This is a genomic window from Mycobacterium sp. ACS4054, assembly GCF_001667275.1.
Classification (GTDB): Bacteria; Actinomycetota; Actinomycetes; order Mycobacteriales; family Mycobacteriaceae; genus Mycobacterium.
Map to the genome: position 1 here is coordinate 232,284 of NZ_LZHV01000058.1, position 21,606 is coordinate 253,889.

General features: G+C 68.6%; 29 protein-coding genes. 25 read left to right on the plus strand and 4 right to left on the minus strand.

Annotated elements, in window-relative coordinates; all coding sequences use genetic code 11:
* Positions 1–2: 2 nt before the first annotated feature.
* The 9 genes from rpsS (at position 3) to A5730_RS17590 (ending at position 6,779) form a co-directional block, all read left to right on the plus strand.
* Positions 3–284, plus strand: a complete 282-nt coding sequence (gene rpsS, locus A5730_RS17550; protein WP_010908582.1) for a 30S ribosomal protein S19 — start codon at positions 3–5, stop codon at positions 282–284.
* Positions 281–844, plus strand: coding sequence for a 50S ribosomal protein L22 (rplV, locus tag A5730_RS17555; protein ID WP_067902959.1), 564 nt, complete (start codon positions 281–283; stop codon positions 842–844). Before rpsS ends, rplV begins: the two co-directional genes overlap by 4 nt.
* Positions 844–1,677 carry a 30S ribosomal protein S3 gene (rpsC, locus tag A5730_RS17560; protein ID WP_067902962.1) on the plus strand — a complete coding sequence of 278 codons (834 nt, stop codon included), beginning with the start codon at positions 844–846 and terminating at the stop codon, positions 1,675–1,677. The genes rplV and rpsC overlap by 1 nt, the downstream gene beginning before the upstream one ends.
* A 3-nt stretch (positions 1,678–1,680) precedes the next feature.
* Entirely contained in the window at positions 1,681–2,097 is a 417-nt protein-coding gene (gene rplP / locus A5730_RS17565; RefSeq protein ID WP_007167840.1) for a 50S ribosomal protein L16, read from the plus strand.
* Positions 2,097–2,330 carry a 50S ribosomal protein L29 gene (rpmC, locus tag A5730_RS17570; protein ID WP_055401869.1) on the plus strand — a complete coding sequence of 78 codons (234 nt, stop codon included), beginning with the start codon at positions 2,097–2,099 and terminating at the stop codon, positions 2,328–2,330. The genes rplP and rpmC overlap by 1 nt, the downstream gene beginning before the upstream one ends.
* Entirely contained in the window at positions 2,330–2,674 is a 345-nt protein-coding gene (gene rpsQ / locus A5730_RS17575) for a 30S ribosomal protein S17 (RefSeq protein ID WP_067902964.1), read from the plus strand. The genes rpmC and rpsQ overlap by 1 nt, the downstream gene beginning before the upstream one ends.
* Before the next feature lie 115 nt (positions 2,675–2,789).
* Entirely contained in the window at positions 2,790–5,150 is a 2,361-nt protein-coding gene (locus A5730_RS17580) for an arylsulfatase (protein ID WP_067902967.1), read from the plus strand.
* Positions 5,125–5,802 (plus strand): hypothetical protein, encoded by a 678-nt coding sequence (locus A5730_RS17585; protein WP_231994706.1) that lies wholly within the window; start codon positions 5,125–5,127, stop codon positions 5,800–5,802. Before A5730_RS17580 ends, A5730_RS17585 begins: the two co-directional genes overlap by 26 nt.
* A gap of 41 nt (positions 5,803–5,843) precedes the next feature.
* Complete coding sequence (locus tag A5730_RS17590; protein ID WP_067902969.1) at positions 5,844–6,779, plus strand: DUF4436 domain-containing protein; 936 nt, start codon at positions 5,844–5,846, stop codon at positions 6,777–6,779.
* Positions 6,780–6,782: 3 nt separating this feature from the next.
* Here A5730_RS17590 and pstS read toward each other — a convergent pair whose 3' ends face one another.
* Positions 6,783–7,913, minus strand: coding sequence for a phosphate ABC transporter substrate-binding protein PstS (pstS, locus tag A5730_RS17595; RefSeq protein ID WP_067902972.1), 1,131 nt, complete (start codon positions 7,911–7,913; stop codon positions 6,783–6,785).
* 354 nt (positions 7,914–8,267) lie between these two features.
* Here pstS and A5730_RS17600 point away from each other — a divergent pair, with 354 nt between their 5' ends.
* The 4 genes from A5730_RS17600 to A5730_RS17615 all read left to right on the plus strand — a co-directional run bounded on the left by A5730_RS17600 (position 8,268) and on the right by A5730_RS17615 (position 12,787).
* Positions 8,268–9,221 (plus strand): DUF4436 domain-containing protein, encoded by a 954-nt coding sequence (locus A5730_RS17600; protein WP_067902974.1) that lies wholly within the window; start codon positions 8,268–8,270, stop codon positions 9,219–9,221.
* A 20-nt stretch (positions 9,222–9,241) separates the two neighbouring features.
* Positions 9,242–10,165, plus strand: a complete 924-nt coding sequence (locus A5730_RS17605) for a formylglycine-generating enzyme family protein (RefSeq protein ID WP_067902976.1) — start codon at positions 9,242–9,244, stop codon at positions 10,163–10,165.
* 207 nt (positions 10,166–10,372) lie between these two features.
* The gene (locus tag A5730_RS17610) at positions 10,373–11,251 is read left to right on the plus strand and encodes a DUF4436 domain-containing protein (protein WP_082946889.1); all 879 of its coding nucleotides are present in this window, start codon (positions 10,373–10,375) and stop codon (positions 11,249–11,251) included.
* Positions 11,252–11,293: 42 nt separating this feature from the next.
* Positions 11,294–12,787, plus strand: a complete 1,494-nt coding sequence (locus A5730_RS17615; protein WP_067902978.1) for an HNH endonuclease signature motif containing protein — start codon at positions 11,294–11,296, stop codon at positions 12,785–12,787.
* A gap of 14 nt (positions 12,788–12,801) precedes the next feature.
* Here the strand turns inward: A5730_RS17615 and A5730_RS25315 are convergent, their stop codons facing one another.
* Positions 12,802–12,924 carry a hypothetical protein gene (locus A5730_RS25315; protein WP_255353587.1) on the minus strand — a complete coding sequence of 41 codons (123 nt, stop codon included), beginning with the start codon at positions 12,922–12,924 and terminating at the stop codon, positions 12,802–12,804.
* Between the two features lie 69 nt (positions 12,925–12,993).
* On the opposite strand from A5730_RS25315, the gene A5730_RS17620 reads away from it, so the two are divergent.
* The 11 genes from A5730_RS17620 to rplO all read left to right on the plus strand — a co-directional run bounded on the left by A5730_RS17620 (position 12,994) and on the right by rplO (position 17,947).
* Entirely contained in the window at positions 12,994–13,530 is a 537-nt protein-coding gene (locus A5730_RS17620) for a DinB family protein (protein WP_067902980.1), read from the plus strand.
* Positions 13,531–13,741: 211 nt separating this feature from the next.
* Entirely contained in the window at positions 13,742–14,110 is a 369-nt protein-coding gene (gene rplN / locus A5730_RS17625; protein WP_003403649.1) for a 50S ribosomal protein L14, read from the plus strand.
* Complete coding sequence (gene rplX / locus A5730_RS17630) at positions 14,111–14,428, plus strand: 50S ribosomal protein L24 (RefSeq protein WP_067820151.1); 318 nt, start codon at positions 14,111–14,113, stop codon at positions 14,426–14,428. It abuts the gene before it with no gap.
* Between the two features lie 4 nt (positions 14,429–14,432).
* A complete protein-coding gene (rplE, locus tag A5730_RS17635) occupies positions 14,433–14,996 on the plus strand; it encodes a 50S ribosomal protein L5 (protein WP_055401847.1) in 564 nt (187 codons plus the stop codon).
* Positions 14,997–15,000: 4 nt separating this feature from the next.
* A complete protein-coding gene (locus A5730_RS17640) occupies positions 15,001–15,186 on the plus strand; it encodes a type Z 30S ribosomal protein S14 (RefSeq protein WP_003873499.1) in 186 nt (61 codons plus the stop codon).
* 82 nt (positions 15,187–15,268) lie between these two features.
* Positions 15,269–15,667: a 30S ribosomal protein S8 gene (gene rpsH / locus A5730_RS17645; RefSeq protein ID WP_055401845.1), complete on the plus strand. Its 399-nt coding sequence runs from the start codon at positions 15,269–15,271 to the stop codon at positions 15,665–15,667.
* Positions 15,668–15,677: 10 nt separating this feature from the next.
* On the plus strand, positions 15,678–16,217 hold the full coding sequence (gene rplF / locus A5730_RS17650) for a 50S ribosomal protein L6 (protein ID WP_055401841.1): 540 nt from the start codon (positions 15,678–15,680) through the stop codon (positions 16,215–16,217).
* A gap of 41 nt (positions 16,218–16,258) precedes the next feature.
* Positions 16,259–16,627 carry a 50S ribosomal protein L18 gene (rplR, locus tag A5730_RS17655; RefSeq protein ID WP_082459801.1) on the plus strand — a complete coding sequence of 123 codons (369 nt, stop codon included), beginning with the start codon at positions 16,259–16,261 and terminating at the stop codon, positions 16,625–16,627.
* Between the two features lie 32 nt (positions 16,628–16,659).
* Positions 16,660–17,331, plus strand: coding sequence for a 30S ribosomal protein S5 (gene rpsE, locus A5730_RS17660; protein WP_067902983.1), 672 nt, complete (start codon positions 16,660–16,662; stop codon positions 17,329–17,331).
* Entirely contained in the window at positions 17,328–17,510 is a 183-nt protein-coding gene (rpmD, locus tag A5730_RS17665; RefSeq protein WP_055401836.1) for a 50S ribosomal protein L30, read from the plus strand. The genes rpsE and rpmD overlap by 4 nt, the downstream gene beginning before the upstream one ends.
* Positions 17,507–17,947: a 50S ribosomal protein L15 gene (gene rplO / locus A5730_RS17670; RefSeq protein WP_067902985.1), complete on the plus strand. Its 441-nt coding sequence runs from the start codon at positions 17,507–17,509 to the stop codon at positions 17,945–17,947. Before rpmD ends, rplO begins: the two co-directional genes overlap by 4 nt.
* Here the strand turns inward: rplO and A5730_RS17675 are convergent, their stop codons facing one another.
* Positions 17,948–18,874, minus strand: a complete 927-nt coding sequence (locus A5730_RS17675) for an LLM class flavin-dependent oxidoreductase (RefSeq protein ID WP_067902987.1) — start codon at positions 18,872–18,874, stop codon at positions 17,948–17,950.
* Positions 18,875–18,913: 39 nt separating this feature from the next.
* Between A5730_RS17675 and sppA the strand changes: the two genes are divergently transcribed.
* A complete protein-coding gene (sppA, locus tag A5730_RS17680; RefSeq protein ID WP_067902990.1) occupies positions 18,914–20,674 on the plus strand; it encodes a signal peptide peptidase SppA in 1,761 nt (586 codons plus the stop codon).
* On the opposite strand, the gene A5730_RS17685 is transcribed toward sppA, so the two are convergent.
* The gene (locus tag A5730_RS17685) at positions 20,671–21,585 is read right to left on the minus strand and encodes a class I SAM-dependent methyltransferase (RefSeq protein WP_067902993.1); all 915 of its coding nucleotides are present in this window, start codon (positions 21,583–21,585) and stop codon (positions 20,671–20,673) included. The genes sppA and A5730_RS17685 overlap by 4 nt on opposite strands.
* Positions 21,586–21,606: the final 21 nt, after the last annotated feature.

The following is a 21,606-nucleotide window of genomic DNA, read 5'->3' on the forward strand; positions in this document are numbered from 1 at the left end:
TCATGCCACGCAGCCTGAAGAAGGGCCCGTTCGTCGACGACCACCTGCTGAAGAAGGTGGACGTGCAGAACGAGAAGAACACCAAGCAGGTCATCAAGACCTGGTCCCGGCGTTCGACGATCATCCCGGACTTCATCGGCCACACCTTCGCCGTCCACGACGGGCGCAAGCACGTCCCGGTGTTCGTCACCGAGGCGATGGTCGGTCACAAGCTTGGTGAATTCGCCCCTACGCGCACCTTCAAGGGACACATCAAGGACGACCGGAAGGCCAAACGGCGATGACCACAACTGAATTCCCGTCGGCGGTCGCCAAAGCGCGGTTCGTGCGGGTGTCACCGACCAAGGCGCGCCGGGTGATCGACCTGGTGCGCGGACGGTCCGTGTCCGACGCGCTGGACATCCTGCGCTGGGCGCCGCAGGCCGCCAGCGAGCCGGTGGCCAAGGTGATCGCCAGCGCCGCGGCCAACGCGCAGAACAACAACGGGCTGGACCCGGCCACCCTGGTGGTCGCGACCGTCTACGCCGACGAGGGACCGACCGCCAAGCGCATCCGCCCGCGCGCGCAGGGTCGCGCGTTCCGGATCCGCAAGCGCACCAGCCACATCACCGTCGTGGTGGAGAGCCGGCCGGCCAAGGACCAGCGTTCGGCGAAGTCGACGAGGGCCCGCCGCGCCGAGGCCAGCAAGGCCGCCGCCAAGGCGCCCGCGAAGAAGGCCCCGGCCAAGAAGGCCGCAGCTGGTTCGGCTGCCAAGAAGGCACCCGCCAAGAAAGCCGCGGCGAAGTCCGCCCCGGCGAAGAAAGCTACGTCTGAGACCTCGGAAGCGAAGGGAGGCTCAGACTAGTGGGCCAGAAGATCAATCCGCACGGCTTCCGGCTGGGCATCACCACCGACTGGAAATCCCGCTGGTACGCCGACAAGCAGTACGCCGACTACGTCAAGGAAGACGTCGCGATCCGCAAGCTGCTGTCCACCGGTCTGGAGCGCGCCGGCATCGCCGACGTGGAGATCGAGCGCACCCGCGACCGGGTGCGGGTCGACATCCACACCGCGCGGCCGGGCATCGTCATCGGCCGCCGCGGCACCGAGGCGGACCGCATCCGCGCGGACCTGGAAAAGCTGACCGGCAAGCAGGTTCAGCTGAACATCCTGGAAGTCCGCAACCCCGAGTCGCAGGCCCAGCTGGTGGCCCAGGGCGTGGCCGAGCAGCTGAGCAACCGCGTGGCGTTCCGCCGCGCCATGCGCAAGGCCATCCAGTCGGCGATGCGCCAGCCCAACGTCAAGGGCATCCGGGTGCAGTGCTCCGGCCGTCTCGGCGGCGCGGAGATGAGCCGCTCGGAGTTCTACCGCGAGGGCCGGGTGCCGCTGCACACGCTGCGCGCCGACATCGACTACGGCCTGTACGAGGCGAAGACCACCTTCGGCCGGATCGGCGTGAAGGTGTGGATCTACAAGGGCGACATCGTCGGTGGGAAGCGCGAATTGGCGGCCGCCGCCCCGGCGGGCGCCGACCGTCCGCGCCGCGAGCGTCCGTCGGGCACGCGCCCCCGCCGCAGCGGTGCGTCGGGCACCACGGCGACCAGCACCGAGGCCGGTCGCGCCGCCGCGGGTGCCGAGGAGCAGGCGGCGGCGGCCGCGGCCGCGCCCGCCGCAGAACCGCAGAGCACGGAGAGCTGAATCATGTTGATTCCCCGCAGGGTTAAACACCGCAAGCAACACCACCCCCGCCAGCGCGGCATCGCCAGCGGCGGCACGGCGGTGAACTTCGGTGACTACGGCATCCAGGCCCTGGAGCACGCCTACGTCACCAACCGGCAGATCGAGTCCGCGCGTATCGCGATCAACCGCCACATCAAGCGTGGCGGCAAGGTGTGGATCAACGTCTTCCCGGACCGCCCGCTGACCAAGAAGCCCGCCGAGACCCGGATGGGTTCCGGTAAGGGTTCGCCCGAGTGGTGGGTGGTCAACGTCAAGCCGGGCCGCGTGCTGTTCGAGCTGAGCTACCCCAACGAGCAGGTGGCCCGGGCGGCGCTCACCCGTGCAATCCACAAGTTGCCGATCAAGGCACGCATCGTCACCCGAGAGGATCAGTTCTGATGGCAGTGGGAATTTCGCCTGGCGAACTGCGTGAGCTCACCGAAGAGGAGCTGACCGAGCGTCTGCGCGAGTCGAAGGAGGAGCTGTTCAACCTGCGCTTCCAGATGGCGACCGGGCAGCTCACCAACAACCGCCGGCTGCGCACGGTGCGTCAGGAGATCGCACGCGTCTACACCGTGCTGCGCGAACGAGAACTGGGCCTGGCTTCCGGGCCCGACGGTAAGGAATCGTGATGGCAGAAGCGAAGAAGGCTGCGCCGAAGGCGGCCGCGAAGGACGCCGGCGCGAAGGACAAGGGCGCCAAGCACACGCCGGCCAATCCGAAGGTGCGTGGCCGCCGCAAGGTGCGCATCGGTTACGTGGTCAGCGACAAGATGCAGAAGACGATCGTGGTCGAGCTGGAGGACCGCGTGCGTCACCCGCTGTACGGCAAGATCATCCGCACCACCAAGAAGGTGAAGGCGCACGACGAGAACAGCACCGCGGGCATCGGCGACCGCGTCTCGCTGATGGAGACGCGTCCGACGTCGGCGACCAAGCGGTGGCGCCTGGTGGAAATCCTGGAGAAGGCCAAGTAGCCCTAAGCCACATCGAAACGCCCGAGACCTTACGGTCTCGGGCGTTTTGCTTTGCCCCGGGGAGCGGCACGGCGAAAAAAGATCGGGAAATTCCCGGCGGCGCTACGCTCGGCGCATGTCGACTGACTCGCGAGGCTTTCAAGGCAGGATCGAGCTGGATATCCGGGACTCCGAGCCGGACTGGGGACCGTACGCCGCGCCCACCGCACCGCAGAACTCGCCGAACATCCTCTATTTGGTTTGGGACGACACCGGCATCGCCACCTGGGACTGTTTCGGCGGCCTGGTCGAGATGCCCGCCATGACCCGCATCGCCGAGCGCGGTGTGCGGCTGTCGCAGTTCCACACGACGGCGCTGTGCTCGCCGACCCGCGCGTCGCTGCTGACCGGGCGCAACGCCACCACCGTCGGCATGGCCACCATCGAAGAGTTCACCGACGCGTTCCCCAACGCCAACGGCCGCATCCCGTTCGACACCGCGCTGCTCTCCGAGGTGCTCGCCGAGCGTGGCTACAACACCTACTGCGTCGGCAAGTGGCACCTGACCCCGCTCGAAGAGTCCAATCTGGCGTCCACCAAACGACATTGGCCGACCTCGCGCGGATTCGAACGGTTCTACGGTTTCCTGGGCGGCGAGACCGACCAGTGGTATCCGGACCTGGTGTACGACAACCATCCCGTCAACCCGCCCGGCACACCGGAGGACGGCTACCACCTGTCGAAGGACCTCGCCGACAAGACCATCGAATTCATCCGCGACGCCAAGGTGATCGCGCCGGACAAGCCGTGGTTCAGCTACGTGTGCCCGGGCGCCGGGCACGCGCCGCACCACGTCTTCAAAGAATGGGCGGACCGCTATGCCGGCCGCTTCGACATGGGCTACGAGGCCTACCGCGAAATCGTGTTGGAAAACCAGAAGTCGATGGGCATCGTCCCGCCGGAGACGCAGCTGTCGCCGGTCAACCCGTACGCGGACGTCAAGGGTCCGCAGGGCGAGCCCTGGCCGCTGCAGGACACCGTGCGGCCCTGGGATTCGCTGAACGACGACGAGAAGCGGCTGTTCGCCCGGATGGCCGAGGTGTTCGCCGGCTTCCTCAGCTACACCGACGCCCAAATCGGCCGAATACTGGACTATTTGGAGGAGTCCGGCCAGCTGGACAACACCCTGATCGTGGTGATCTCCGACAACGGCGCCAGCGGGGAGGGTGGCCCGAACGGCTCGGTGAACGAGGGCAAGTTCTTCAACGGCTACATCGACACCGTGGAAGAAAGCATGAAGCTGTTCGACCACCTGGGCGGGCCGGAGACGTACAACCATTACCCCATCGGCTGGGCGATGGCCTTCAACACCCCCTACAAGCTGTACAAGCGGTATGCGTCGCACGAGGGCGGCATCGCCGACACGGCGATCGTGTCGTGGCCCAATGGAATTGCGGCGCACGGCGAGGTTCGGGACAACTACGTCAACGTCTGTGACATCACGCCGACGGTCTACGACCTGCTGGGCATGACGCCGCCCGAGACCGTCCGGGGGATCGCGCAAAAGCCGCTGGACGGCGTGAGTTTCAAAGCGGCCCTTGCCGATCCGAGCGTTGCCACCGGCAAGCAGACCCAGTTCTACTCCATGCTCGGCACCCGGGGGATCTGGCACCAGGGCTGGTTCGCCAACACCATCCACGCGGCGACACCGGCCGGCTGGTCGCATTTCGACGCCGACCGTTGGGAGCTGTTCCACATCGAGGCCGACCGCAGCCAATGCCGGGACCTGGCTGCCGAACACCCGGACAAACTCGAGGAACTCAAGGCGCTGTGGTTCTCCGAAGCCGCCAAGTACAACGGCCTGCCGCTGTCGGACCTGAACATCATGGAGACGTTGACTCGGGTCCGCCCGTACCTCGTCGGCGAGCGGTCCAGCTACGTCTACTATCCCGACTGCGCGGACGTGAGCATCGGTGCGGCCGCCGAAATCCAGGGCAGGTCGTTCTCGGTGCTGGCCGAGGTGACCGTCGATACCACCGGCGCGGAAGGCGTGCTGTTCAAACAGGGCGGGGCCCACGGCGGGCATGTGCTGTTCATCCAGGACGGACGCCTGCACTACGTCTACAACTTCCTCGGCGAGCGGCAGCAGGAGGTCTCCTCGTCGGGCGCGGTGCCGCTGGGCAGGCACCTGTTCGGTGCGAGCTACACGCGGACCGGAACCGTGCCGAACAGTCACACGCCGCTCGGCGACGTGACGTTGTTCATCGACGACGACGTCGTCGGCACGCTCGCGGACGTGCAAACCCATCCCGGTACGTTCGGGCTCGCGGGCGCCGGCATCACCGTCGGGCGCAACGGCGGCTCCGGGGTATCCAGCCGCTATAAGGCGCCGTTCACCTTCACCGGCGGCACCATCGCTCAGGTCACCGTCGACCTGTCCGGTCGGCCCTACGTCGACGTGGAAGCCGAAATTGCGCTTGCCTTTTCGCGCGACTGAAGCCCTGGCGCTGTGCGTGTTGGCGCTCCCGGCGGTGGGATGCGAGAAGACCACCGCCGGCAACGCCATCGGTGGGACCGCCTCGTCGACGACCTCGACCACGCGGCTGTCCGACCCGGCCGAGCCGGTGCCCGGCGTCGAAACCACGCTGCCCGACCACATTCCACCCAATGCGCTGGTGTGCTTCCCGCCGCCGCCCGCCAGCGGCTCCATGACCAAGGCCTCGGTGGCCGACCCGGTGGCGCCCGTGCTCACGGTCGCCCTTCCGGACGGCTGGAGTTCCGCCCCGGGCAGCGGTGACGTCGCGCTGACGTCGACCGGACCCGACGGCATGTCGGTGCGGGTCAGCATCGCCCGCACGGACCTCGAGCCCGGCGGTGCGTTCCTGCGCTACGCCACCGACTTGCGAACGGCGAAGCCGACAGTGAAGGTCACCGTCACCGCGGCCCAGTTCTGCGGCTACAGCAGCCAGCTGCTCAGCGGCACCGACGGCGGGCCTCCTGCAACCGAATTCGCCGACCGCATCACCCACGTCTGGACGAACACCCAGGCGTACCTGGTGGTCGTCCACCTGGAGGGGCCCGGCAAAGTGCCCGGATTCGACGCGGCCAAATCCACGGTCATGCAGCAATTCGCCGTCATTATCCCCTGAAAAACCGTTGTCCCTGCTAGCATCTGGCGCGTGATGCCAAAATGACCGCCGGGACCCCGGCGCCTCCCGCGCCGCCCCCCCCCCCCGGCTCCCGGGGCCGGCAAATCGCGATAGCTTTCGGCATTGTCGTGGCCGTCATCGTCATCTACGTCCTGTCGCTGATCGCCGTTCACCTGTTGGCAAAGTCGGCACCCCCGTTGCCCCCGGTGGACTTCAGCAAGCTCGAGGCCGAGGACAGCGTGGTGCAGGTGCACCTCGAGAAGCTGGACACCGTCGCCAATCGCTTGACGGTGAATGTGCTTGTCTACCCAAAGGATTCGCTGTACGACAAGAACTTCGGCGTGCTGACCACGGACGCGGCCGTGCGGCTGTATCCGGAGAACGATCTGGGCGACCTGCAGTACCCCGTAGGAAAGGCGCCGGCGCAAGTCAGCACCGGGCTGGCGGCCCACGGCGACCCCGGCAACTGGCCGTTCGACTCCTACAAGACGGAAGTCATCGCGGCCGACGTGTTCACCGGCACCGGCCAGAACCGCGAAAAGGCGCCCGCCCGCGTGGAAGTGACCGGCAAGCTGGACGGCTGGGACGCGACCGTGACCCGCGTCCACGACCCCGAGGACGCCAACCCCGACGTTCAGGACAACGTGATCATCACGTTGCACAGGGCCAAGGGTCCGCTGATCTTCGACCTGGGCATCTGCCTGGTGCTCATCGCCCTGCCCGTGCTGGCGTTGTGGGTTGCCATCCCGGTGGCGCTGGGCAGGACGTCGTTCCTGCCGCCCATGACTACGTGGTACGGCGCGATGCTGTTCGCCATTGTCCCGCTGCGCAACATCTTGCCGGGCAGCCCACCGTACGGGTCGTGGATCGACCAGGCCGTCGTGCTCTGGGTCCTGATCGGTCTGGTCACCGCGATGGCCCTCTTCCTGTACGGCTGGTGGCGGCAACGCGACCGCAGGCGCGCGCACAAGGCCTAGCGGTTACTCCGAATTCGTCGCTCCCGCAGCGCTGATCGAGTCGACGGCGCTCGAGACCCGCGACTGGAAGTCCGGCGAGAGCGGGATGTAGCCGTTGCGGGCGAGGTCGACCTGGCCGGGACCGATCGCGGCCTGCAGGAAGGCCTTGACCGCCTTGGCCGTTTCGGGGTCCGCATATTTCGAGCAGACGATCTCGTAGGTGGCCAACACGATCGGGTACACGTCCGGCTGGGCGGGGTTGTAGAACGACGAGATGTCGAGCACCAGGTCGTTGCCGCTGCCGATGATCTTGGCGCCGGTGATGGTCTTGCCGACGGTGTCGGTGCCGATGCGCACCGGCCGTAACGACCTGCGGCTCGCCGGGGTCTTGATCTCGGCGGCGTAAAGCCCTTGCTGCAGAGCGAAAGACAGCTCGTTGTAACTGATCGCGCCCTCGGTGGACTTCACCAGCGCCGCGGTGCCATTGTTGCCCGCCGCGCCGGTGCCGACGCCGCCGTTGAACGCCTTGCCCGCGCCCTTGTTCCAGGCCCCGCCGGAGGCGGCCTGCAGGTAGGACTGGAAGTTGTCCGTCGTCCCCGACGCGTCACTGCGGTAGATGACCCGGATGTCTTCGGCCGGCATGGACGCGTTGAGCGTGGTGAGGGCCGGGTCGTCCCAGCGGGTGATGGTGCCGTCGAAGATCTTGGCGATGGTCGACGCGTCGAGCACCAACGAGTCGACCGAGCCCAGGTTGTAGGTGATCGCAAGCGGCCCGAACACCACGGGCAGGTTCCAGGCATCGGCGCCGCCGCAGCGTTGCTTGGCCGCGGCGTATTGGTTTCCGGCCAGCGGCGTGTCCGACCCGCCGAAATCCGTTTTGCCGGCGAGGAAGTCGCTGATCCCCGCACCCGACCCGTTAGCGGTGTAATTGAGGGTCTGGCCGGCGCACACCTTGCCGTATGCCGCGACGAACTTCGTCATGGCGTTGGCCTGTGCGGTCGAGCCGCTGGCCGTCAGGGCCTGCTTGCCGCCACAGTCCACCTTGGCGCCCGCGGCATACGCCAGGGTGGGGTGGGGGTCGGTGCTGCATGCCGAGACCGCGACGGCCGCCGCGGCGAGCAGGCCGATGGCGATCGCCGGTGGGGTGCGCTTCACGTTGCTTGGCTCCTGGGGACTGCGGGTTCGCGCAGACGGTGTACGTGCCACCCGGCGGCGACGGCGAGCACTGGGGCGCTGGCCCCGTTTCGACACACGTCGAGACTTACCGCGACCGCGTCAGCCAAGCAAACAAACATCGGGTGAACTGACAGGGACGCCGGCGTGCGCGCCAAGCCGACGAATCGCACCGGCGGCGATTCGCTAACCGGCGGCCTCCCGCCGGCTATGTTGCGGCAACCTACCTGATAGCTCGCATATTGCTCTTCTGGCGCGCGAACGCGAAGGGTTCGCTACCATCACCTCTCGTGCCGCCCAAGCGGCGCACCGGTCGATTCCGACGGAGGTTGGACGATGACCCACCACACGGCGCCGCAACAGCAGCCCACCACCCCGGCAACGCCTCCGCCTGCCGCTACAGCGACGGCGCCACCCGAGACGCCGCCGAAAAAGCCCAGGCGACGCCTCTTCATCGGGCTCGGTACCCTGTTGGGCTTCCTGGTGGTCTACCTGCTCACGCTGTTCGGCTTCCACCTGCTGGCCCGATCAGGGCAGCCGCTCAAGCCGCCGGACTTGAACGCGACCGGCGACACCGTCGTGTTGGTCCGCCTCGAGAAGCTGGACACCATCGCCAACCGTCTGACCGTGAAAGTGCTTGTCATTCCGGAAGATTCGATGTTCGACAAGCGCCTCGACGTGTTGAAGACCGACACCGCGGTCCGCATGGATCCGCCCAACGACCTGGGCGACCTGCAATACCCGGCGGGCAAGTCGCCGGCGCAGGTCGCCACCACGATCGAGGCGCACGGGGACCCCAACAACTGGCCGTTCGACTCCTACCGCACCGATACGCTCTCCGCCGACGTCCTCGTCGGCCAGGGCGACGCGCGCCAATACATCCCGGCCCGCGTCGAGGTCGCCGGGGCCTTGGACGGGTGGGACGTGAGCGTGCAGCGCGTCGGCGAAGCCAGCCAGGAATCGGATCGGCCCGACAACGTGGTCATCACGCTGCACCGGGCCAAGGGGCCGCTGATCTTCGACCTCGGCATCTGCCTGGTCCTGTTCGCCCTGCCGGCCCTGGCTTTCGCGGTGGCCATCCAGATCGCCTTGGGCAAGCGCAAGTTCGTGCCGCCCTTCGTGACGTGGTTCGCCGCGATGCTCTTCGCCGTCATACCGATCCGCAACTTCCTTCCCGGTTCGCCACCGCCCGGGGCGTGGATCGACCAGGCACTGGTGATCTGGGTGCTGCTCGCGTTGGTCGGCGCGATGGGGTTGTACATGTTGACGTGGTACCGGCAGTCCGACTGAGGTGCTCGTACCCTGAACGGGTGCTCACCGAGCTGGTCGACTTAACGGGCGGATCGTTCCGCATGGGGTCGACCACCTTCTACCCCGAAGAGGCGCCGATCCACACCGTGAGCGTTGCCGCCTTCGCGGTGGAGCGGCACCCGGTGACCAACGCGCAGTTCGCCGAATTCGTTTCCGACACAGGCTATCTGACGGTCGCCGAGCAGCCGATCGACCCGGCGCTGTACCCGGGTGCCGATCCGGCGGACCTGCGTCCGGGCGCCATGGTCTTTGCACCCACGCCGGGCCCGGTCGACCTGCGGGACTGGCGGCAATGGTGGCGCTGGGTGCCGGGTGCGAGCTGGCGACACCCGTTCGGCCCGGACAGCGATCTCACCGGTCGGGCCGATCACCCGGTGGTGCAGGTGGCCTACCCCGACGCGGCCGCCTACGCGCGCTGGGCCGGCCGGCGGTTGCCCACCGAGGCCGAGTGGGAGTACGCGGCCCGTGGCGGGAGCGCCGCGACGTACGCGTGGGGGGACGAGCCGAATCCCGACGGGCGGTTGATGGCCAACACCTGGCAGGGCCGGTTCCCGTATCGCAACGACGGAGCGCTCGGCTGGGTGGGCACCTCGCCGGTTGGAACGTTTCCCCCCAACGGATTCGGTCTGCTGGACATGATCGGCAATGTCTGGGAGTGGACGGCCACCGAGTTCTCCGCGCACCACCGCCTCGACCGGCCGCCGAAGGCCTGTTGCGCCCCGGTGGGTCCCGCGGATCCCGCCGTCAGCCAGACGCTGAAGGGCGGCTCGCACCTGTGTGCGCCGGAGTACTGCCACCGGTATCGCCCGGCCGCCCGGTCCCCGCAATCACAGGACACCGCGACCACCCACATCGGTTTTCGCTGCGTCGCACAGCAAACCGGGTCCGCGCCCGGGGACGTCTCCCGAAGTCGAAGCGACTAGCGGGTTACCGCCGCATGACCGGGGGGTGACGGGGCTTTCGTCGGGGCGCGGGGCCTTCGCGAGTTCGCTAGCATCTGACCACGTGTGGCCCTCGACGCGTCCCGAATCCGCATCGGCTTCCCGATGACCGCCGAGGCCCCCGCCGCGCCCGCGCCGCCGCCCCCGTCGGACGCCCCGCCGGCGTCCGCGCCGCCGTCCGGCAAACACATGGCGAAGCGGCCGCGCATCGTGATCGGGGTGGCCGTCCTGGCGGTTGTCGTGACGGCCTACATGCTGTCCCTGTTCGGGGTCCACTGGCTCGAGCGGTCGGAGGGGCCGCTCCCGCCGCTGGACCTCAGCCAGGGCGGCGGCGACGCGACCATCGTGCAGCTACAGGTGGAGGAGCTCAAGCCGGTCGCGAAGCACCTCGCTGTGAATGTGCTTGTCTATCCGGGGATTTCGGCGTACGACAACCGATTCGACGTGCTGGGCACAGACGTCGCCGTGCGCCTGTATCCGACGAGCGACCTGGGGGACCTGCATTACCCGAAGGGCAAGGCGCCGGCGCAGCTCAGCACGACGGTCGTCGCGCACGGCGACCCCGGTAACTGGCCGTTCGACTCCTACAAGACCGAGCCGATCTCCGCCGACGCGTTCGTCGGGTCGGGGGACAACCTGAAAAAGGTGCCCGCGCGGGTCGAGGTGACCGGGGAGTTGGACGGGTGGGACATCACGGTCAACCGCGTCCACGATCCCGGGGCGCTGCCGACGCAGCGCGGCACCGACAACGGCAACGTCGTCATCACGCTGAAGAGGGCCAAGGGCCCGCTGATCTTCGACCTGGGCATCTGCCTGGTCCTGATCAGCCTGCCCACCCTGGCGCTGCTGGTGGCCATCCCGATGGCGCTGGGCCGGAGGAAGTTCTTGCCGCCGTTCGCGACCTGGTACGCCGCGAACCTGTTCGCCATCGTCCCGCTGCGCAATATCCTGCCGGGCGCCCCGCCGCCCGGTTCGTGGATCGACCAGGCGATCGTGCAGTGGGTGTTGATTGCGCTCGTGACGGCGATGAGCCTGTACATCTTCGCCTGGGTACGGCAGGGGGATTAGCCGGGGCCGCTTTTGTCGGAGCCCGGTGGCATACTCGAACATATGTTCGATTCGAAGGTGTCGCCCGAGGTGATCGCGGGCCTCGACGAGCACTTCGAGCGGCGGTACCCATCGAAGACGGCCGAGTCGTCCGGGTTCCTCGCCGCCGCGCGCGAATGCGCCCGGAGCGAGAATCGGGCGGCGGCCGGGCAGCTGGCGGCGATCGGGAAGCTGTTCGCCTACCGGTTGTCCCGGGGCGGGGAGCGTGCGGACTGGGCGGTGGACACCGAGGCGGCGGTGGCCGCCGAGGTGGCCGCGGAGCTGCGGATCGGCCCGGGATTGGCGGCCAGCCGGGTGCGCTACGCCCGGGCGCTGCGCGAGCGGCTGCCCAGGGTCGCCGAGGTCTTCGCCGCCGGGGACATCGATTTCCGGATGGTGCAAACCATGGTGTACCGGACCGATCTGATCACCGACCCCGACGTGATGGCCAGTGTGGACGAGCAATTGGCCGCCCGGGTGGCGCGCTGGCCGTCGATGACCTCGGCGCGGCTGGGCGCGCAGGTGGACAAGATCGTGGCGAGAGCCGACGCCGATGCGGTGCGCCGGCGCCGCGAGCGCGCGGCGGGGCGCGAGGTGTGGATCGGCGAAATGGGGGACGGGCTGGCCCGCCTCGAGGGCGTGCTGTTAAGCCCGGACGCCCACGCCCTGGACGCGCGGCTTTCCGCGTTGGCGGTCAGCGTGTGCGGCGACGATCCCCGCACACGTGAGCAGCGCCGCGCCGATGCGCTGGGGGCGCTGGCCGCCGGGGCCGACCGGCTGGGATGCCGGTGCGGGCGACCGGATTGTGCCGCCGGCGCCCGGGCGCCGGCCGGGCCGGTGTTGATCCATGTGATCGCCGAGCAGGCCACCCTCGACGGCCGCGGCGCGGCGCCGGCCTGCGAACTGCGGGCGGACGGGCTGATCCCGCCGGCGCTGATCGCCGAGCTGGCCGCCTCGGCCACGCTGGTGCCGCTGGTCCATCCCGGGGATGCGCCGCCCGAGCCCGGCTATGTGCCCTCGCAGGCGCTGGCCGATTTCGTGCGTTGCCGGGATCTGACCTGCCGCTGGCCGGGCTGCGATTGCCCGGCGGTGGCCTGCGACATCGACCACACCGTTCCCCACGCCGCTGGTGGGCCCACCCACGCGAGCAACCTCAAGTGCTACTGCCGCGCGCATCATTTGGTGAAGACGTTTTGGGGCTGGCGCGAAAAGCAGCTGCCCGACGGCACGCTGATCCTGACCTCCCCGGCCGGGCGCACCTACGTCACCACACCGGGCAGCGCGCTGCTGTTCCCCAGCCTGTGCGCGGCCACCGGGGCGATCGCCGCTCCCGAAGCCGACCCGCCGGACTACTGCGCCGAACGCGCCGCGATGATGCCCCGTCGACGCCGCACCCGCGGCCAGGACCGCGCCTACCGGGTCGCCACCGAGCGCAGATCCAACCGCCGAGCGCGCACCACCGCCCGATACCGGCCACGCGACGCCACCGGCGACGACGACGAGCCACCGCCCTTCTAAAGCGGCGGTCGCGATCAGCAGCCGACCGGGCCGCCGCCCGCGGGGCAGGTGATCACGGTGGGTGTGCAACTCACCGATGTCGTCGAGACGGCGAACGCCAGCAGCAGCGCGAACAGAACCTTCTTCCCCCTGGTCATGGGCGAAATCTTAACGCCCGGCCGGGATTTCCCGCGGCGGTTTCCGCACAGACACAGGATGATTGCTCCATGTCCGCGTCGCTGCCGCCCTTGGCCGGCGAAAATTACGTCTGCGCCGACTGTGGGCTCAGCTATTCCGACACCCCGCCCGGCGAAGCGGTCGGCGTCATCGCCGCCCTGCCGGACAGGGTGCGGGAGGCCGTGTCCGCGATCCCGCCCGACGCTCGACGCGCGCGGCCCGGCGCCGGTGTGTGGTCGGTCGCCGAGTACCTCTGCCATCTGCGCGACGTCTACGTCAGCTTCACCATCCGGCTGCACCGCGTCCGCACCGAGGATCGGCCCGCGTGGGAGCCGATGCTCAACGACCTGCGGGCCCGCCGCTTCCGCTACAACGACTGCGACATCGACGCCACGCTGGGCGAGCTGGCGGCCGCCGCGGCGGGATTTCGCGACGAAGTCGCGCGCATCGCGGACGACGGTTGGGACCGCACCGGGACCCGGTTACCGGGGGAGCGGCGCACCGCCCGCTGGCTGGTTCGCCAGGCGATGCACGAGGGCGTGCACCACCTCGCCGATATCCGGAGAATCGGGGAAACCGCTCGCTGAAGCCGCCTCGCGGCCAGGTCGCTCCCGCTTCGGTCGCGAATTTGGCTCTGAGCTGGTCGTCCCCTAGACTCTAGGGGTTGCCTTGGGCAGACCTCGGCCGGTGCGAATCGGCCCCGCGTGCCTTTCGGTGACAAAGACCGCGCATGTCAGGTTTTTTGGTGGGCTGTGGCTTGCCTCCTGCCGTGCACACGCAACCAGGTCAGGAGATCGAGTGATTCAGCAGGAATCGCGGCTGAAGGTCGCCGACAACACCGGCGCCAAGGAGATCTTGTGCATCCGGGTGCTCGGCGGTTCGTCGCGACGCTACGCCGGTATCGGTGACGTCATCGTCGCCACCGTGAAGGACGCCATCCCCGGCGGCAACGTCAAGCGCGGGGATGTCGTCAAGGCCGTCGTGGTGCGCACGGTCAAGGAGCGCCGCCGCCCGGACGGCAGCTACATCAAGTTCGACGAGAACGCCGCGGTGATCATCAAGCCGGACAACGACCCGCGCGGCACGCGCATTTTCGGCCCCGTCGGCCGCGAGCTGCGCGAGAAGCGGTTCATGAAGATCATCTCGCTCGCCCCGGAGGTTTTGTAAATGAAGGTCCGCAAGGGCGACACCGTGTTGGTCATCGCCGGCAAGGACAAGGGCGCCAAGGGCAAGGTGCTGCAGGCCTACCCCGACCGCAACCGCGTGCTGGTCGAAGGCGTCAACCGGATCAAGAAGCACACGGCGATCTCGACCAACCAGCGCGGGGCGCAGTCGGGCGGAATCGTCACGCAGGAAGCCCCGATCCACGTCTCCAACGTGATGGTGGTCGACTCCGACGGAAAGCCCGCTCGCGTCGGCTACCGCGTCGACGAGGAGACCGGCAAGCGGGTCCGCATCTCCAAGCGCAACGGCAAGGACATCTGAGGCCATGACCACAGCAGAAAAAGTGCAGCCGCGCCTGAAAGAGCGCTACCGCAACGAGATTCGCGATTCGCTGCAGCAGCAGTTCGGCTACGCCAACGTCATGCAGATCCCGACGGTGACCAAGGTCGTCGTCAACATGGGTGTCGGCGACGCGGCACGCGACGCGAAACTGATCAATGGCGCGGTCAACGACCTGAGCCTGATCACCGGGCAGCGCCCCGAGATCCGTCGCGCGCGCAAGTCGATCGCGCAGTTCAAACTGCGTGAGGGCATGCCGATCGGCGCGCGGGTCACCCTGCGTGGCGACCGCATGTGGGAGTTCCTGGACCGCCTCACCTCGATCGCGCTGCCGCGTATCCGCGACTTCCGCGGACTGTCGCCCAAGCAGTTCGACGGTGTCGGCAACTACACCTTCGGCCTGGCCGAGCAGTCGGTGTTCCACGAGATCGACGTGGACAAGATCGACCGGGTCCGCGGCATGGACATCAACGTCGTCACCTCGGCGACAACCGACGACGAAGGACGAGCGCTGTTGCGGGCCCTCGGCTTTCCCTTCAAGGAGAACTGAGCAGATGGCGAAGAAGGCACTGGTCAATAAGGCCGCACGCAAGCCGAAGTTCGCGGTGCGCGGCTACACGCGCTGCAACAAGTGCGGCCGGCCGCGCGCGGTCTTCCGCAAGTTCGGCCTGTGCAGGATCTGCCTGCGCGAGATGGCGCACGCGGGCGAACTGCCCGGCGTGCAGAAGAGCAGCTGGTAACAGCAGACCCCAAGACCAACCCAGAACAGGCGCGCGACAGGCCCGGACCGGGAACCATCGCGAGGAAGGTACCAAAGCCGTTATGACGATGACGGACCCGATCGCAGACTTCTTGACACGTCTGCGCAACGCCAATTCGGCGTATCACGACGAGGTGACGTTGCCGCACTCGAAGATCAAGGCCAACATCGCCCAGATCCTCAAGGCCGAGGGCTACATCACCGACTACCGGACGGAAGACGCCCGGGTCGGCAAGTCGCTGGTCGTCCAGCTCAAGTACGGCCCCAGCCGGGAGCGCAGCATCGCCGGGTTGCGGCGGGTGTCCAAGCCCGGCCTGCGGGTGTATGCGAAATCCACCAACCTGCCGCGCGTTTTGGGCGGCCTGGGCGTGGCGATCATCTCGACCTCCTCGGGCCTGTTGACCGATCGTCAGGCAGCCAGACAGGGCGTGGGCGGCGAAGTCCTCGCGTACGTGTGGTGAGGGGATAGACATGTCGCGCATTGGTAAGCAGCCGGTTCCGGTTCCCGCCGGAGTCGACGTAACGATCGAGGGCCAGCAGGTCTCGGTGAAGGGGCCCAAGGGCAGCCTGAATCTGACGGTCGCCGAACCGATCACGGTGGCGCGCAACGAGGACGGCGCCATCGTGGTCACCCGTCCCAACGACGAGCGGCGCAACCGCTCGCTGCACGGGCTGTCGCGCACCCTGGTGTCCAACCTGGTCACCGGCGTGACCGAGGGCTACACCACCAAGATGGAGATCTTCGGCGTCGGTTACCGCGTGCAGCTCAAGGGCGCCAACCTCGAGTTCGCGCTGGGTTACAGCCACCCCGTGGTCATCGAGGCGCCCGAGGGCATCACGTTCGCGGTCCAGTCGCCGACGAAGTTCTCGATCACCGGTATCGACAAGCAGAAGGTCGGCCAGATCTCGGCGAACATCCGCCGCCTGCGCCGTCCCGACCCGTACAAGGGCAAGGGCGTGCGCTACGAGGGCGAGCAGATCCGCCGCAAGGTCGGAAAGACAGGTAAGTAGTCATGGCGCAAAAACAAGCTGACACCGCCGCACGAAAGCCGGTGGGGCAGAGCGTATCCGCCACGCGCCGGGTCTCCCGGCTGCGTCGGCACGCCCGGCTGCGCAAGAAGATCGCGGGCACGCCCGAGCGCCCCCGCCTCGTCATCAACCGCTCCGCGCGACACATCCACGTGCAGCTGGTCAACGACGAGAACGGCACCACGGTGGCCGCCGCGTCCTCGATCGAGGACGACGTGCGCGGCCTGGACGGCGACAAGAAGGCCCGCAGCGTGCGGGTGGGCCAGCTGATCGCCGAGCGTGCCAAGGCCGCCGGCATCGACACCGTGGTGTTCGACCGCGGCGGGTACACCTACGGCGGACGGATCGCGGCGCTGGCCGATGCCGCACGCGAGAACGGATTGAGTTTCTAGATGACCGAGAACAAGACCGGAAGGACCGCATAATGGCGGAACAGTCAGCCGGCGGCCCTGAAGCCCGCGGCGACAACCGCGACTCGCGCGGCGACAACCGCGGTCGGCGCGATGGCGGCGGGCGTGGTGGCCGCGACCGCGACGGCGACAAGAGCAACTACCTGGAGCGGGTCGTCGCCATCAACCGTGTCTCCAAGGTGGTCAAGGGTGGTCGGCGCTTCAGCTTCACCGCACTGGTCATCGTGGGCGACGGCAACGGCATGGTCGGCGTCGGCTACGGCAAGGCCAAGGAAGTTCCGGCCGCCATCGCCAAGGGCGTGGAAGAGGCGCGCAAGGGCTTCTTCCGCGTGCCGTTGATCGGCGGCACCATCACGCACCCGGTGCAGGGTGAGGCGGCCGCCGGCGTGGTGCTGTTGCGCCCGGCCAGCCCCGGTACCGGTGTGATCGCCGGCGGCGCGGCGCGTGCGGTGCTGGAATGCGCTGGCGTGCGCGACATCCTGGCCAAGTCGCTGGGCAGCGACAACGCGATCAACGTGGTGCACGCCACCGTCACCGCGCTCAAGCTGCTGCAGCGGCCCGAGGAGGTGGCCGCCCGGCGCGGACTGCCCATCGAGGACGTCGCCCCGGCCGGGATGCTGCGGGCACGACGTGAAAGTGAAGCGCTGGCCGCCAGTGCCGCGCGCGAGGGAACGGCACCGCAATGAGCCAGTTGAAGATCACCCAGGTGCGTAGCACCATCGGGGCCCGCTGGAAGCAGCGGGAGAGCCTGCGCACGCTCGGGCTGCGACGGATTCGCCATTCGGTGATCCGTGAGGACAACCCACAGACCCGCGGCCTGATCGCGGTGGTCAATCACCTCGTTGAGGTGGAGGAGGCCAAATGACCATCAAGCTGCACGATCTGAAGCCCGCGCCCGGCTCGAAGACCGCCCGCACCCGCGTCGGTCGCGGTGAGGGCTCGAAGGGCAAGACCGCCGGCCGCGGCACCAAGGGCACCAAGGCCCGCAAGAACGTGCCGGCCACCTTCGAGGGTGGCCAGATGCCGATTCACATGCGGCTGCCCAAGCTCAAGGGATTTAAGAACCGGTTCCGCACCGAATACGAGATCGTCAACGTCGGCGACATCAACCGGCTGTTCCCGCAGGGCGGCTCCGTCGGCGTGGACGAGTTGGTGGCCAAAGGCGCGGTCCGCAAGAACGCGTTGGTCAAGGTCCTCGGCGACGGCAAGCTGACCGTCAAGGTCGACCTCACCGCGCACAAGTTCAGCGGCAGCGCCCGCGAGAAGATCACCGCCGCCGGCGGATCGGTCACCGAGCTCTGATCAGCCGAGCCGCGGAATGACCTCCGCGGCAAGGCGTTCCATCTGCTCCCGGTTCTCGTCGACGTCTACGCCGACGGGATTGAGCAGCAGGTATTCGGCGCCCGCGTCGATCACCTCCCGCAGCCCGCGCGCGACGTCGTCGGGTGTGCCCGACACCGGGACGTCTTCGACGCCCGGCATCTTGCCGTAGATCCGCCGCAGCCCGGCGAGCACCCGCTCGCGGGCCCGCGCGGCGTCGTCGTCGACCATCAGGTAGACGCGTTTGCCGACGGTGAAATGCGCTGCGTCCTTTTGCTGTTCGTCGAGTTCGCGGCGCACCACGGTGACGGCCCCGGCGAAGGCCTCGGTGGTCGACGAACCGGCGCCCAGGAACGAGTCGCCGTGGCGCACCGCCCTGGCAAGGGCCTTGGGCGCCAGGCCGCCGAACCAGATGGGCGGGTGTGGCCGTTGCACCGGCTTGGGCGCGATCGGCAGGTCGTCGACGTCGCGGAATCGGCCGTGGAAGGTTACCCGGGGTTCGTCGGACCAGGCCGCCTTCATCAGCTTCAGCCCCTCGGTGAAATACGAGATGTACGTGTCCTTTTCGACGCCGAACGCGGCGAACCTGCGGAAGCCGCCACCGGTTCCGACGCCGAGGTCCAGCCGGCCGTGGCTCAGCCGGTCGACGGCGGTCACCGAAGAGGCCAGCTGCAGCGGGTCGTGCAGCGACGTCACCAGCACGGCGACCCCCAGGCGCAGCCGCCGGGTGCAGGCCGCGCAGTAGGCCAGCAGCTCCAGCGGCGCCAGCAGCGGTGCGTCGCCGATGATCTGCTCGAGCACCCAGCCGCCCTCGAACCCCAGCTCCTCGGCCCGGACCAGGTAATCGCGCAGCCCCTCGCCGTCGAACCCGTCGTAATCGAATTGCGGGATGGCGATGGAGAACCTCACCCCACCACCGTACGGCGGCGGTGTCGGTACGCTGCAAACATGTTCGCCTTCCTGCCCTTGCTCCCCGGAGTCGACGACGTCCGCGCGCTGGCCGGGCGCGTCGACACCGCCCGCCACCACGGCGTACCCAACGGTTGCGTGCTCGAACTCGACCTGCGTTCCGCGCCGCCCGAGGCGACGGGGTTCGACCCGCTGGCGATCTTCGGCGGCGGCAGGCCGATGACGTTGCGCGACGCGGTCGCCGCCATCCACCGCGCGGCCGAGGACCCGCGGGTCGCCGGGCTGATCGCCCGCGTGCAACTCGGCGCCTCGCCGCCCGCGGCGGTGCAGGAGTTGCGCGAGGCCGTCGCCGCGTTCAGCGCCGCCAAGCCCTCGCTGGCGTGGGCCGAAACCTACCCGGGCACGATGTCCTACTACCTGGCCTCGGCGTTCGGTGAGGTGTGGATGCAGCCCTCGGGCAGCGTCGGGTTGATCGGTTTCGCGAGCAATGCCACCTTCCTGCGCGAGGCGTTCGACAAGGCGGGCATCGAACCGCAATTCGTCGCGCGCGGCCAATACAAGTCGGCGATGAACCGGTTTACCGAGCACGGCTTCACGACCGCGCACCGCGAGGCCGTCACCCGGATGCTGGAAAGCCTGCAGGAGCAGGCGTGGCGGGCGATCGCCGAATCGCGCAAGCTCGACCCGGGCGCCCTCGACGCGCTGGCCGACCGCGCTCCGCTGTTGCGTGACGACGCCGTGGCCGCCGGGCTGCTCGACCGGATCGGATTCCGCGACGAGGCCTACACCCGGATCGCGGAACTTGTTGGCGTGAAGGATGTTTCGGACGACACCGAGCCGCCGCGGCTATACCTGGCGCGCTACGCCGGCGCCGCCCGTTCGCGGCTGGCCCCGCCCCGGCCGTCGGTTCCCGGCCGCCGGCCCAAGCCGACGCTGGCCGTCATCACGCTCGACGGCATGATCGTCGACGGCCGCGGCGGACCCCAGTTCCTGCCGTTGGGCGCCGCCACCGCCGGCGGCGACACCATCGGCGCGGCGCTGCGCCAGGCCGCCGCCGACGACTCGGTGTCCGCGATCGTGTTGCGGGTGAACAGTCCGGGCGGCACGATCACCGCGTCGGAGAGCATCTGGCGCGAGGTGACCAGGGCCCGCAAGCGCGGCAAGCCGGTGGTCGCGTCCATGGGCGCGGTGGCGGCCTCCGGCGGCTACTACGTCTCGATGGGCGCCGACGCCATCGTCGCCAACCCCGCGACGGTGACCGGCTCGATCGGGGTGATCACCGGCAAGCTGGTGATCCGGGACCTGTTGGAGCGGTTGGGGGTCGGCTCGGACACCGTGCGCACCAACGCCAATGCCGACGCCTGGTCGATCGACGCGCCGTTCACGCCGGAGCAGCAGGCCCATCGCGAGGCGGAGGCCGACCTGTTCTACGCCGACTTCGTGCAGCGGGTCGCCGAGGCGCGCAACCTGACCGCCGAGGCCGCCGATCGCGTTGCGCAGGGACGGATTTGGACCGGCGCCGACGCCCTCGAGCGCGGGCTGGTCGACGAACTCGGCGGCTTGCGCACGGCGGTGCGCCGGGCCAAGGTGCTGGCCGGGCTGGACGAGGACGACGAGGTCCGCATCGTCAACTACCCGAGCTCGTCGCTGCTGGACATGGTGCGGCCACGCGCCTCGTCGCAACCGGCCGCGGACGCGCTGGCCGCCCTGCTGGGCCGCACGCTTGCCGGCATCCGGGACAACATCGAACAGAGCCTCAACGGCGCCAGCGCGCTGTGGCCGGGGCAGGCGCGGTTCTAGCCGGTAAGCCCGCCGCTGATGAAGATGATCTCGCCGAGCGGGTCGTCGTTCTCGGCGGGTGGCGCCTCGATACCGTTGCGCGCAAACAGTTCCGTCCGGGTGATTCCTTCGACGTTCCACCGCTTGGAACTAAGGTAGTCCACGACGTGGTTGCGCTCGCCGGCGTAGACCAGCGACGCCATGTCGATGTCCACGCCGTGGTCGCGAAACGAGCCGGACATCTCGCGCACCCGCTCGGCGTCGAAATCGATGATGCCGGGCACGAATTCGGTTGCGACCGTGCTGCCGGGCGCGCTGAGTGCGGTGATGTTGTCGAACAACCGGTCCTGGGCTTCGGGCGGCAGGTAGATCAGCAGCCCCTCGGCCAGCCACGCGGTCGGTGCCGTCGGGTCGAACCCGGCGGATTTCAGGGCGGTCGGCCAGTCGGCGCGCAGGTCGATCGGCACGGTGCGCCGCGTCGCGGTCGGCTCGGCACCGATGCCGGCCAGCGTGCCCGACTTGAAGTCGATCACGCGCGGCTGGTCGATCTCGTAGACCACCGTGCCGTCCGGCCACGGCAACCGGTAGGCGCGCGAATCCAGGCCGGACGCCAGGATCACGACTTGCCGGATCCCGCCGTCGGTGGCGTCGATGAAGTAGTCGTCGAAGTACTTGGTGCGCACCGCCATTCCGTCGACCATCGCCTGCATGCGCACCGTCGAAGCGTTCTCGATCGCTTCCAGGTCGAGCTCGCCGTCCATCATCTTGGTGAAGAAGTCCACGCCCACCGCGCGAACCAGCGGTTCGGCGAAGGGGTCGTGGATCAGGCCGCGGGGATCGCGGGTCGCCATGGCGCGACCGGCGGCCACCATGGTCGCGGTCGCGCCCACACTGGACGCCAGATCCCACTCGTCGTCGTGAGCGCGTGACATAGCCGAAACCCTAGCCAACCC

Coding starts and splice junctions, on each gene's coding strand:
- rpsQ (WP_067902964.1), top strand. CDS start 2,330: ATGGCAGAAGCGAAGAAGGCTGCGCCGAAGGCGGCCGCGAAGGACGCC.
- rplX (WP_067820151.1), top strand. CDS start 14,111: ATGAAGGTCCGCAAGGGCGACACCGTGTTGGTCATCGCCGGCAAGGAC.
- rplE (WP_055401847.1), top strand. CDS start 14,433: ATGACCACAGCAGAAAAAGTGCAGCCGCGCCTGAAAGAGCGCTACCGC.
- A5730_RS17685 (WP_067902993.1), bottom strand. CDS start 21,585: ATGTCACGCGCTCACGACGACGAGTGGGATCTGGCGTCCAGTGTGGGC.
- rplP (WP_007167840.1), top strand. CDS start 1,681: ATGTTGATTCCCCGCAGGGTTAAACACCGCAAGCAACACCACCCCCGC.
- rplV (WP_067902959.1), top strand. CDS start 281: ATGACCACAACTGAATTCCCGTCGGCGGTCGCCAAAGCGCGGTTCGTG.
- rpsE (WP_067902983.1), top strand. CDS start 16,660: ATGGCGGAACAGTCAGCCGGCGGCCCTGAAGCCCGCGGCGACAACCGC.
- A5730_RS17590 (WP_067902969.1), top strand. CDS start 5,844: ATGACCGCCGGGACCCCGGCGCCTCCCGCGCCGCCCCCCCCCCCCGGC.
- A5730_RS25315 (WP_255353587.1), bottom strand. CDS start 12,924: ATGACCAGGGGGAAGAAGGTTCTGTTCGCGCTGCTGCTGGCGTTCGCC.
- rpmC (WP_055401869.1), top strand. CDS start 2,097: ATGGCAGTGGGAATTTCGCCTGGCGAACTGCGTGAGCTCACCGAAGAG.
- rpsS (WP_010908582.1), top strand. CDS start 3: ATGCCACGCAGCCTGAAGAAGGGCCCGTTCGTCGACGACCACCTGCTG.
- rplO (WP_067902985.1), top strand. CDS start 17,507: ATGACCATCAAGCTGCACGATCTGAAGCCCGCGCCCGGCTCGAAGACC.
- rpmD (WP_055401836.1), top strand. CDS start 17,328: ATGAGCCAGTTGAAGATCACCCAGGTGCGTAGCACCATCGGGGCCCGC.
- A5730_RS17615 (WP_067902978.1), top strand. CDS start 11,294: ATGTTCGATTCGAAGGTGTCGCCCGAGGTGATCGCGGGCCTCGACGAG.
- A5730_RS17580 (WP_067902967.1), top strand. CDS start 2,790: ATGTCGACTGACTCGCGAGGCTTTCAAGGCAGGATCGAGCTGGATATC.
- sppA (WP_067902990.1), top strand. CDS start 18,914: ATGTTCGCCTTCCTGCCCTTGCTCCCCGGAGTCGACGACGTCCGCGCG.
- A5730_RS17620 (WP_067902980.1), top strand. CDS start 12,994: ATGTCCGCGTCGCTGCCGCCCTTGGCCGGCGAAAATTACGTCTGCGCC.
- A5730_RS17610 (WP_082946889.1), top strand. CDS start 10,373: ATGGCGAAGCGGCCGCGCATCGTGATCGGGGTGGCCGTCCTGGCGGTT.
- A5730_RS17600 (WP_067902974.1), top strand. CDS start 8,268: ATGACCCACCACACGGCGCCGCAACAGCAGCCCACCACCCCGGCAACG.
- rpsH (WP_055401845.1), top strand. CDS start 15,269: ATGACGATGACGGACCCGATCGCAGACTTCTTGACACGTCTGCGCAAC.
- rplF (WP_055401841.1), top strand. CDS start 15,678: ATGTCGCGCATTGGTAAGCAGCCGGTTCCGGTTCCCGCCGGAGTCGAC.
- A5730_RS17640 (WP_003873499.1), top strand. CDS start 15,001: ATGGCGAAGAAGGCACTGGTCAATAAGGCCGCACGCAAGCCGAAGTTC.